General features: G+C 64.3%; 7 protein-coding genes and 1 tRNA gene. 4 read left to right on the top strand and 4 right to left on the bottom strand.

All coding sequences use genetic code 11. The features are described 5' to 3' along the window. Positions 1–130 precede the first annotated feature (130 nt). The 3 genes from A5777_RS23770 to A5777_RS23760 form a co-directional block, all read right to left on the bottom strand. Positions 131–204: transfer RNA gene (locus A5777_RS23770), tRNA-Met, on the bottom strand. Positions 205–359: 155 nt separating this feature from the next. After that, the gene (locus A5777_RS23765) at positions 360–1607 is read right to left on the bottom strand and encodes an MCE family protein (protein ID WP_064865337.1); all 1248 of its coding nucleotides are present in this window, start codon (positions 1605–1607) and stop codon (positions 360–362) included. Between the two features lie 245 nt (positions 1608–1852). Beyond that, positions 1853–4828: a UPF0182 family protein gene (locus tag A5777_RS23760; protein WP_064865333.1), complete on the bottom strand. Its 2976-nt coding sequence runs from the start codon at positions 4826–4828 to the stop codon at positions 1853–1855. A gap of 250 nt (positions 4829–5078) precedes the next feature. On the opposite strand from A5777_RS23760, the gene A5777_RS23755 reads away from it, so the two are divergent. Then, entirely contained in the window at positions 5079–5702 is a 624-nt protein-coding gene (locus A5777_RS23755) for a PPA1309 family protein (protein ID WP_064865330.1), read from the top strand. A gap of 23 nt (positions 5703–5725) precedes the next feature. On the opposite strand, the gene A5777_RS23750 is transcribed toward A5777_RS23755, so the two are convergent. Then, on the bottom strand, positions 5726–6763 hold the full coding sequence (locus A5777_RS23750) for a YlbL family protein (protein ID WP_064865343.1): 1038 nt from the start codon (positions 6761–6763) through the stop codon (positions 5726–5728). A 179-nt stretch (positions 6764–6942) separates the two neighbouring features. Between A5777_RS23750 and A5777_RS23745 the strand changes: the two genes are divergently transcribed. From A5777_RS23745 to A5777_RS23735, 3 genes are all read left to right on the top strand, one after another. Continuing rightward, a complete protein-coding gene (locus tag A5777_RS23745) occupies positions 6943–8454 on the top strand; it encodes a zinc-dependent metalloprotease (protein ID WP_064865340.1) in 1512 nt (503 codons plus the stop codon). A gap of 98 nt (positions 8455–8552) precedes the next feature. After that, complete coding sequence (locus A5777_RS23740; protein WP_064865327.1) at positions 8553–9461, top strand: hypothetical protein; 909 nt, start codon at positions 8553–8555, stop codon at positions 9459–9461. Between the two features lie 69 nt (positions 9462–9530). Next, positions 9531–10847 carry an ABC1 kinase family protein gene (locus A5777_RS23735; protein WP_064865324.1) on the top strand — a complete coding sequence of 439 codons (1317 nt, stop codon included), beginning with the start codon at positions 9531–9533 and terminating at the stop codon, positions 10845–10847. Positions 10848–11015: the final 168 nt, after the last annotated feature.

The raw sequence follows: 11015 nt of genomic DNA, 5'->3' as shown, positions 1-11015 counted from the left end.
ATGGGCGCGTCTGTTAATAATCCCACGCCGGGGGTTTATTTGTTTGGCCTTCGGGGGCTACCCGACCTCAAACTTTTAACGCCGCCCCCGGGGGTGCTTTTACCGCGCCCCGGGGGGGGCCGGTTCCTAGTAGCGGGGACAGGATTTGAACCTGCGACCTCTGGGTTATGAGCCCAGCGAGCTACCGAGCTGCTCCACCCCGCGTTGGTGAACACCACGTTACAGGTGCGTTCGGCGCAGATGCAAATCCATTGCGCCAGCCGTCCTGACCTGCGGCAATGCGCCGAAAAGCGACGTCGAGAGATGCTGCGGTGACCGACGTCACCACAGCATCATCGAGCGAACCCGCCCTACCGACGTCACGACAACCGCACGCCCATCAGACCCGCGAGTTGCTGCGCGAGCGGATTGAGGTTGAGCTTGTCGGGGTCCCTCTTCGGCGTCGAGTCCCACGGCTGCGGAGTGTTGGGGTTGGCGGTTGAGACTCGTTGTGCGCCACGGGCAGCCGTCGGGTTACCGAAGGGCACGGTGCACTTCGCCTCTGTGTTGAACGGGAACTCGTCGTAGTTGATGTCGAAGGCCGGCTTCTCACGTCGAACCCGCGCGAGCATCGCGTCGGTCGACTCATAGCCCTGCGTGCACGCCGGCGGGTTATTGGTCTCCAGCACCACGCCGAAGTGGATCTGACCGTCACCCGGCGCCGTCGTATGCCCCTGTGCCGACAGCAGACTGAGCATCGCGAAGGTGTTTCCGATGTTGTAGCCCGCGGGCGCGATGGTGCGGGCCACCTCGGAGAGCTGCCCGACCACCTTGCCGATATCGCCACAATTGCGCTGGATGAGTGTGGAGATCTGCGTGGCCGAGGTCGTTCCCGTTGTCAGCAGCCTGCGCAGATCGGGATCCGACGACGCGAGTGTCGCGGTGATCAGATCAAGGCTGCGCGACCACGCCAGGATCTGATCCGACTGCGCCGCTTGCGTCGCGAGCACGGAGTCTGCCGAGTTGATCAGCGAGATTGCCTGCGGCAGTGAGTCAACCCCTGAGCGCGAAAGCTTCCCGAGCGAGTCGACGAGCCGTGTGAGGTTATCTGCCTGCCCGTTGAACGCCGCGCCGAGCTGGGTGATGACAGTGTGGAGATCGTCAATCGGGATCGACGAGGTGAAGTCGAGCGCCGACGACACGACGTCTTCGATCGGTGGCGGGACGGAAGTCTTGGTGATGACCGATCCGTCGTGCAGGAATGGCCCGGAACCCGACTGCGGTCGCAGATCGACGTACTGCTCACCGATGGCCGACCGATTCGCCACCACGGCAACCGAATTCGCCGGAATGTCAGGTCCGGAGGACTCGAGGATCAGCGGCACCGTGACCCCGTCCGACCTGAGCGTCAGTGTGCCGACACGACCCACGGGCACGCCCATATAGGTGACCTCGGCGTTGGTGAAGATCCCACCGGACTCCGGCAGATGAGCGTCGACCGTGTAGATCCCCACGCCGACAACACGATTGAGATGCACGTAGCGGATGCCCGCGAAGACCGACACCACAAGCCCGGCGATGATCAGCACAGCGATCTGGATTCGAGCGAGCCGACTCAGCGGTGGCATCTTCCCCGACCTCCCCAACGAACAATCAGCACCCGGCTTATCGAGCACTCGCGATTGTCACATTAGCCATCGTCATCGACGATGCTTGCATCGTGAACGATCGATGTGACGGTCCCTTGAACCACGGCTTTCAGTGCGCCAGAGCACATTTGGATGCGCGATGAGACCGGCGAGACAAGACCCCACAACGACTCTCGGCGTCGGACCACAGCGGTCCGACGCCGAGAATCGGCCGTTACTCGAGGTCAGTTGCCGGAGGGCAGCGCCTCGTAGTTCTGCACAGCCTTGTTCAGCCGGTCGAGCGCCTGCCCGTACGCGGTGAAGTCGCCCTTGCTCTGCGCATCCTTGAGCTGGCCGAGTGCAGCACCGATCTCCTTCACCGCGGCGTCACGCTGCGGAGACGACGGCCCCTGCTGGCTCGGTTGTGTCGGCTGCGCGATGGGCTGTTGGCCATCGTCGCCGACGTCGACCGGACCGTTCTCGGGTGTCGTCGCCTGGGCGGGTGAAATACCCACCTGCTTGAGCGCCTCGGCCACCGTCGCGGCGTAGCCGACGCGGGCCTCGTCGCTGGCGGCGTTGTAGTAGACCAGCACACGGTAGAGCTTCGGTATCGCGGAGTCGTCGGTCTTCGACTGCGTGTACATCGGCTCCATGTAGAGCACGCCGTTCTGTCCCACCGGAAGGGTGAGCAGATTGCCGTAGGTGACCTTGGTGGTGTCCTCGACCTGTTTTCGGTCGGATGCCACGGGTCCGGCGCTCTTCATGTTCTCTTGCGCCTGCTGCGGTCCGACGGTCTGCTTGGTCGTCGGCAGTGTCTTGACGGTGATCTTGCCGTAGTCGTCGGGGTCCGACGACGCCGTCATGTACGCCGAGAGGAATCGACTGTTGAAGCCGTTCATCACCGTCGTCAACTGGAACTCCGCCTGCGGCCCGCGCGGCGATGCCGCGGTGAAGTAGTACGGCGGCTGACTCAGACCCTGCTGCGTCGCGTCGTCCTTCGTCGGGTCGTTCGGGATCGACCAGAAATCGTTGCTGCGGAAGAACGTTCCCGGGTCCGACACGTGATAGCGCGACAACAGCGCGCGCTGGATCTTGAACAGGTCCTCGGGATAGCGCACGTGCTGCTTGAGATCAGCCTGCTTGTCGAAGTCGCTGCGCGGCTTGACCGTTCCAGGGAAGACCTTCATCCAGGTCTTGAGCACGGGGTCGTTCTGGTCGACCTCGTACAGGGTCACCTTGCCGGTGTAGGCGTCGACGGTCGCCTTCACCGAGTTGCGCACGTACGACACCTGCTTGTTGACCTGCGTCCGGCCCGTCTGGCCGCGGTTGAGCTCCTGAGCATCGGTCGTCGCATCCTGCAGCGACGTCTTCTGCGCGTACGGGTATGTCGCAAGAGTGGTGTAGCCGTCGACGATCCACTTGATCGACCCGTCAGCCATCACCGACGGATAGGTCTTGGAATCGACGGTCAGCCACGGTGCGACCTTCTTGACGCGGTCTCGGGGGTCGCGGTTGTAGATGATCTTCGAGTTGGAGTTGATTGCGCCCGAGAGCAGGATGTTGCGCTCGGTGTACTTGACCGAATACAGCAACCGGTTGAACCAATTACCAAGAGAGACACCCGAATCGGCACTGTAGGTGTAGTTCTTGCCGTCGAGGTCGTACTCCTTGTCGCCTCCGGTCGATCCGACGATCGCGTAGTCGGGATCGACTTTGGCGATCAGCTCACCGAAGTAGATACGCGGCTGGCTGACCTTGATCGGAGCGTTGGCCTTGTAGTTCTCGGTCTGGTAGTTCTCCAGGTCGCTCACCGCGAAGACCGGCAGGCCACCGCGATCGCTCTCGGCATCCGACGACGCTTCGTCGACGGTGTTCGCCTGCGCGGCGATGAATCCGTTGCCGTGCGTGAAGACGGTGTGCTTGTTGATCCAGTTCTGCTGGTTGGCGTCGAACTTGCTGGGATCGAGTTCGCGTGCGGCGACGATGAAATCGCGCTGCTGACCGTCGACGTTGTAGCGGTCGACGGCAAGCTGAGTCGGGAATCCGTAGAAGTTCTTGAGCTTCTGACGCTGGGTGAACGCAGGCTCGATCACGTTGGGATCGAGGATTCGGATATTCGACAGCGTGGCGCTGTCGTTGTTGACCGCGACAGGATCGGCCGGTTGCTGGGTCCAACTGCGTTGATACTCGACGTCGGTGCCGTCGACGAGGCCGTACGCCTGTTTCGTCGCGTCCATATTGCGTTGGATGTATTCGAGTTCTTTTTGGGCCGCGTTCGGCTTGACCGAGAACTGCTCCATCGCCAGCGGCCACCCGACGCCCATGACAAGCGCGGTGAACAACATCAGCACGGTCGCAAGCGCAGGAACACGCAAATCCCGCATCACCGCGCCCGCGAAGAATGCGGCCGCACAGATGATCGCGACGACCATGAGGATCAATTTCGACGGCAATACCGCATTGATATCGGTGTAGCTCGCGCCGGTGAAGATCTCCTGTTTGCGCTGACTCGACAACAGCGAATACCGATCGAGCCAGTACGACACCGCCTTGAGCAACAAGAAGGTTCCCGCGAGGACAGCCAATTGGATACGGGCGGCGTTGGTGATCGAGTTGCCGCCACCGCCGAGACGAATGCCGCCGAACAGGTAGTGGGTGATCAGGCTCGCGAAGAACGAGATCACCACGATGATGAACAGGATGTTGAGCACGAACCGATAGAACGGAAGGTCGAAGGCGTAGAACCCGACGTCGAGGCCGAATTGCGGGTCGCGTTGCCCGAACTCGGTTCCGTGCAGGAAGGTCTGCACCGTGGCCCACGAACCCTGCGCGACGAGCGCGAAGATCAGCCCGATGAGAATCGGCGGGATGATCGCGTACCAGCGAATGTGGCCCATGATCGAGGCCCGGTACCGCGCCAGTGGATCATTCGGGCCGCTCGCGGGCACGAAGACCGGGCGCGACCGATAAGCCAACGCAACGGCGCCGAAGATCAGACCACCCGCGACGATCCCGACGATGAGGAACAAAGCGATGCGTGTCCACACGATCGTGGAGAACACCTCGGTGTATCCGACGTCGGACATCCACAGCCAGTCGGTGATGATGCTGACGAGCCGTGGCCCCACCAGCAGCACCACGAGGATGGCCACACCCACCCCGATGGCGATCTTGCTCTTGCGCGACAGTGTCGGCATGCCCGCCGGCCCGCGTACGCCCACTAACCCACTCTCCCAGTGCCATCGTTCTCGGTGCGATCGGTGTTCTCGGTGCGATCGGTGTTCTCGGTGCGATCGTTGATTTCACCACGATCATTGCAGGGCGTACCCGGTTCGGTCATTTCGGACATCTCCGGGGCTGCCGCACCTCGACTGCGCGATCGTGGCATTCACTGTACTGTCCCCGCGCCGACCCCATCGGAGGACGTGTCCGCGGTACATCTGCACAACGCAGCGGGCAGTATGGAGTTCCATGACCGACGAGCACACAGGCCCCGACGACGTCGGCACGTTTTCTCGTGACGATCTGGGCAGCGCACTGCACGACGTACTCGATCACGTGGAATCCGGAGGCTGGGGCCAGCCGCCGCAACTGTTCGCCCTCGTGCCGACGAGTCTGATCGCCGCGCAGAATCCGGGGCTCGTCGACGAGGACGACGACTCCGCGCTGAGTCCCGTCGCGCAGGACCCACTCGAGGTCGCCGCGGGCGACGAGCCCTACGCACAGCTCGAGGAGTTCTTGGCGACAGCGACGTGGAGTCCGCCGGTGGAAGGGGTCGCGCTGGTCCTGGAGATCGTCGTGTTGCCTCCGGATGCCGAAGGTGACCTGGACTCCGCATTCGAACCACTGCTCGGCGATCCGGCCGCGAGCGAGTCCGCAGCGCGCGCAGCGGCCCGCAGACACCCGTCGGCGCGCACGGCACGCCTGGCGGTCGGCGCCCTGCGTGAGGGCAAGACGCTGTCGTTGATGCGGTTGCAGCCCACTCCGGACGACGATCCCGATGCTCCGATGGAACTGCTCACGCATCCAGAACTGGCGTCGACGCTGCAGTCGGCTCTGGCCGCCACGCTCGACGACCGCGGACCACAGGCCTAGCACTCAGCGGGATCGACGCCGCGTCAGCAGTGAGGTGCGTCCTTGCCGGCGCGCACATCGTCGAGCGCCGAGAGCGCGGAGTCGAGCGAGTTCACCTTGACCAGTTGCAGTCCGTCGGGAGCGTCGGACTTGGCCTCGGTGCAGTTGCGTTCCGGCACGAGGAAGACGGTCGCTCCGGCTTCACGGGCGGCGCGGGTCTTGTGCGTGATCCCGCCGATGGGGCCGACCTGACCGTCGTCGGCGATCGTTCCGGTGCCCGCGATGAACTTGCCGCCGGTCAGCTCGCCGGTTGAGAGACGGTCGATCACCGCGAGTGTCAGCATCAGACCGGCTGACGGGCCGCCGATGTCGCCGACGTTGTAGGTGATCTTCAGGTTGGGGTCGGCGTTGACCACATCCGGCGTGAGTCCTATGTAGGCGACGTCGTTGTCGTCGGGGCGAGCGGCCGCAGTGACCGTGACGGTTTGCTTGGTGCCCGCGCGATCGATCTCGATCGGGATCTGCGCACCCGGCTTTTGCTTGCGTACGGCCGACTGCACATCCTCCGACGTCGACACCGCTACCCCACCGACCGACAGGATCTGATCGCCCTGCCGCAACACCTTCGACGACGGTCCGTCTGCGGCGACGGAGTCGACGATCAGCTTGGTCGGACGGTTGAGGTGGCGCAGCGCGGCAGCCGTCGCGGTGCTTTCCGACCCGGACATCTGCTGCTGGTTCTGTTCCTGAACCTGCTGCGTCGTCTGGTCGGGCGGGAAGATCTGCTCACGGGGCTGCACGGTGTAGCGGCCGGAGACCCACAGGCGGATCGAATCGAACAGGGTGAGGCCGTCATTGACCGACACGGTCGTGAGGTTGAGGTTTCCGGTCGTCGGATCGACGGGGGTACCGGTGATGTCGACGACGGGCTTGTCGTCGAGCTTGCCCAGCGTGTTGACGGTCGGTCCTGGTCCGAGCGCCACGAAGGGCACCTGCACGGTTGTGCCGACGACAATGAGGATGAGAAGGAGCAGCGTCGTCACTGCGATGGTGGCGATTCGGCGGGAATGCTGCCGCACCATCGTTGCGGGACCTGTCATTCCGCCCACCATAATCGACGCCGCGAGGGGCACTTGCACGCAGGCGCGAGCGGGCACGATTGAGCCGACGTCGCGCAGCGTCGAAGATCATGAGCGAACTACGCTCAAGGCGAACGTCGTGCAGGTCACCCATGGTCGACTCGGACGGTACCGTGGAACCCATGAGTGATTTGCCCTTCGGTTTCTCCCCGTCCGGCGACGGTGACGACAACAACCGCGACAAGAACCGCGACGACAAGGGCAGTGGTGCGTCCGGCGGCGCCTCTGGTGGCGGCGATTCCGCACAGAACCCCTTCGGCTTCGCGCTCGGCGGTGAGTCGCTCGACCCCGCGGCGCTCGGCCAGGTGTTCAGCCAGCTCGGCAGCATGCTCAGCGGGATGGGTTCTGGCACCTTCGGCTTCGGTGGTCAGGGAAAGGGATCGGGGCCGGTCAACTACGACCTCGCGTCGAACCTCGCCCGCCAACAAATCGGCAACTTCACCCCTGTCCTGGAGCGGGAGACCAGCGCGGTCACCGACGCGGTTCGTCTCGCCGACGTCTGGCTCGACGACGCGACCACACTGCCCAGTGGTGTCAGCAAGTCTGTCGCGTGGACTCCGGTGCAGTGGCTCGAGGAGACCATGCCGACATGGAAGCGCCTCTGCGATCCCGTCGCCCAACAGCTTTCGCGTACCTGGGAGCAGAATCTGCCTCCCGAGGCAGCGCAGTTCGCTGGCCCCATGATGGGCATGCTGACCCAGATGAGCGGCATGGCCTTCGGCACCCAGCTCGGACAGGGACTCGGCCAACTGGCCAAGGAGGTTCTCACCTCCACCGATATCGGTCTGCCGCTCGCACCCGAGGGCGAGGCAGTGCTGCTGCCCGAGGCGATCGCCGCGTTCGCCGAGGGACTCGAGCAGCCGGCACAGGAGATCGTCGTCTTCCTCGCCGCGCGTGAGGCAGCACATCTGCGCCTCTTCACGCATGTGCCGTGGCTGCGTCAGCGTCTGTTCGCGACGGTCGAAGAGTACGCGCGTGGCATCACCGTCGATTTCAGTGGCATCACCGACCTCACCGCGAACATCGATCCGGCGCAGTTGTTCTCCGATCCGTCGAAGCTCGAGGAGCTGATGAGTTCCTCTGCGTCGTTCGAGCCCACGACGACTCCCGAGCAGAAGGCCGCGCTCAGCAGGCTCGAGACACTACTCGCCCTCGTCGAGGGGTGGGTGGAACAGGTTGTGTCACAAGCACTTTCTGATCGAATCCCGAGTACCGCAGCGCTCACCGAGACCATGCGTCGACGTCGCGCGTCCGGCGGCCCCGCCGAGCAGACCTTTGCGACGCTCGTCGGACTCGAGCTGCGTCCCCGCAAGGTGCGCGAGGCGTCGACCCTGTGGCGTCAGCTCGCCGAGGCCAGCGACATCAACAACCGCGACGGCGTCTGGGCGCATCCCGACCTGATGCCCGATGCCGACGACCTCGACAATCCCGCAGGCTTCATCGATCGCGTCATCGGCGGCGACGTGGGTGGCATCGACGAGGCGATCGCCGAGCTCGAGCGCACGCTCGCCGAAGAGGCCGAAGAGGCCGAAGAGGCCGAAGAGGCGGCGAAAGACTCCGGCGACAAGCCCGAGTCCGACGGGCAACGCGGCGACGGCAAGAAGGACGACGGGAAGACTGACGGCGACGCCTGAAGTCGACATCTGTGCATAGAGCCCGACGCACTGCGTCGGCTGTGGATAACGTTGCGCGGATCGGCGCGAGCCACGATTCTGCTGGCAGAGTTGCTTCCATGGCGCGACGTGCACGTGAGCTGCTGACATCGGATGAGTACTTGCCCGTCGTCATCCCGGGCACAGTCGTCGTCATCCGACCGGGAAATCGGCTGCAGATCGGTAGCGGCCCCGACAGCGGCATCGTGGTCGAACTCGACCGCGACGTGTCGGCACGCCAACTCGCGGATCTACTCGTGACGCTCGAGCGCCCACAGCGAATGTCCGACGTCGCAAGCGAACTCGCGACGACCGGCCTGACTCCGGACGACCTGACCACCCTGCTCGAGCACATGGTCGCGGCCGGCCGTGCGCTGCACGGACTCTCGTCGCCACGTCGTATCGACGAGCGCCTGCGCCGCATCCGCGTCCACGGCTCAGGCCCATTGGGTTCACAGCTCGCGACGTCCCTGGCCGACGCTGGGTTCTCCGTGACCCGATCGAGCGGACGACCATCGCCCGAGCATCCGGTGTCGGGATGGCCGACGGATCTGGTGGTACTCACCGACTATCTGGTACACGACACGATGCTCGTCTCCGGTCTCATGGACGCGGGAAAGCCCCATCTGCAGGTGCGGATGCGCGACGGAGTGGGGATCGTCGGACCGCTGGTGTTGCCGCGACTCACGAGCTGCCTGTCGTGCATCGATCTGCATCGCGCCGACCGCGATCCCGAGTGGCCGATCGTCTCGGCACAGTTGGTGAGGGTCGCCGGTCACGGCCGACCGGCAACGGTCCGGGCGACCGCCGCCCTCGCCCACGAACACATCGAGCAACTGTCCGTGGCGATCTGCGCGCCCCAGAGTGCGCGACAACCCGAGCTGTTCGGGCGCACCGTCGAACTCCATTCCGAGCCGACGCGGATCGTCACGAAGACATGGGTTCCACATCCGCTGTGCAGGTGTCAATACGACGCCGCCGCCGGATGATGGCGCGGACGTGATGGCTGAGGCCGATCCTCAGGTCGGTCCTCTATCCTGTGATGGGGAAAGGACACCATGACCGACATCACACGCGGGCAGCATCGTCGCAACGCACGGCTCGCGACGCTCCCTATCGGTATGGCAGGTCGAGCGGCCGCAGGCCTCGGCAAACGGATGGTCGGAAAAGACAAGGACGAGGTCAACCAGGAGCTCCTGGAAAAGGCCGCCGACCAACTTTTCTCGGTGCTCGGCGAGCTCAAGGGCGGAGCGATGAAGGTCGGGCAGGCCATGTCGATCATGGAGGCCGCGATCCCCGACGAGTTCGGCGAACCCTTCCGCGAAGCACTCACCAAACTGCAGGCCGAGGCTCCCCCGCTACCGGCGCAGAAGGTCCACAAGGTTCTCGACCAGCAACTCGGTACGAAATGGCGCCAGCGCTTCCGTGAGTTCTCCGACGAGCCCGCGGCGTCGGCAAGCATCGGTCAGGTCCACAAGGGCGTCTGGTCCGACGGCCGGGAGGTCGCCGTCAAGGTGCAGTACCCGGGCGCCGACCACGCATTGAAAGCCGACCTCAAGACCCTGTCGAGGATGTCGGGTCTGCTGCAGAAGCTCTCGCCCGGTACGGACGTCAAAGCGATGATGGACGAACTCATCGACCGCACCGAGGCCGAGCTCGACTACCTCGGCGAGGCCGACAACCAGCGCGCCTTCGCGAAGGCATTCGACGGCGACTCCGATTTCGTCATCCCCAAGGTCATCGCGAGCGCGCCCAAGGTGGTCGTGTCGGAGTGGCTCGACGGCACGCCGCTGTCGAAGATCATCACCTCAGGCGACCAGGCGACCCGCAACGAAGCCGCCGCACGTATGGCCACGTTCGAGGTCAGCTCCCCGTTCCGGGTCGGCCTGCTTCACGGCGACCCGCATCCGGGCAACTTCTTCATCACCGACGACGGCCGCTTCGGGGTGCTCGACTTCGGTGCCGTCGGCCACTACCCGAACGGATTGCCGCCCGAGACCGGCCCCATCCTGCGGCTCGCGCGTGACAAGAAGTACGACGAACTCACCGAAGAAATGATCAAGGCGGGCTTCATCCTGCGGTCCCGCGCCGACCGGGTCAGCCCAGACGACATCGAGGCCTACCTCAAGCCGTACGTCGATCCGCTGTACTCCGAGTCGTTCCACTTCACCCGCAAGTGGCTCCAACGCGCCGCGGGCAAGGCAACCGACGTGCGCGGCGAAGTGTACAAGACCTCGCGAAACCTCAACGTGCCCAAGCAGTATGTGATGGTGTTCCGTGTCCTCGCGGGCTGTGTGGGCATCGCCTCGCAGCTCGATGCCGAGGCCCCATACCGGGCGATCATGGAGAAGTGGGTACCGGGTCTCGCCGACTGAGTTCTCCGTTCTACACGCTGTCCGAATTGTCGTACCCACCCTGTAGCGTTGTTGTCAGATCGAACACACAAGCGATCACCGACACACGGAAAAAAAAGGGGGTGGCCATGACCGACATCATCGATGACACCAGCGGCCCTGTCCCGACCTCACCGTTCCCGCCTCCGC

The sequence above is a fragment of the Gordonia sp. 852002-10350_SCH5691597 genome, from assembly GCF_001665715.1.
GTDB classification, from domain to species: domain Bacteria; phylum Actinomycetota; class Actinomycetes; order Mycobacteriales; family Mycobacteriaceae; genus Gordonia; species Gordonia sputi.
The sequence above is the reverse complement of the archived record's forward strand: the minus strand, read 5'-3'. Positions and strand labels throughout refer to the sequence as shown.

Bases quoted from the DNA above. Each gene is read 5' to 3' on its own strand.
- A5777_RS23765 (WP_064865337.1), bottom strand. From the start codon at position 1,607: ATGCCACCGCTGAGTCGGCTCGCTCGAATCCAGATCGCTGTGCTGATC.
- A5777_RS23740 (WP_064865327.1), top strand. From the start codon at position 8,553: ATGGCGCGACGTGCACGTGAGCTGCTGACATCGGATGAGTACTTGCCC.
- A5777_RS23755 (WP_064865330.1), top strand. From the start codon at position 5,079: ATGACCGACGAGCACACAGGCCCCGACGACGTCGGCACGTTTTCTCGT.
- A5777_RS23745 (WP_064865340.1), top strand. From the start codon at position 6,943: ATGAGTGATTTGCCCTTCGGTTTCTCCCCGTCCGGCGACGGTGACGAC.
- A5777_RS23750 (WP_064865343.1), bottom strand. From the start codon at position 6,763: ATGGTGCGGCAGCATTCCCGCCGAATCGCCACCATCGCAGTGACGACG.
- A5777_RS23735 (WP_064865324.1), top strand. From the start codon at position 9,531: ATGACCGACATCACACGCGGGCAGCATCGTCGCAACGCACGGCTCGCG.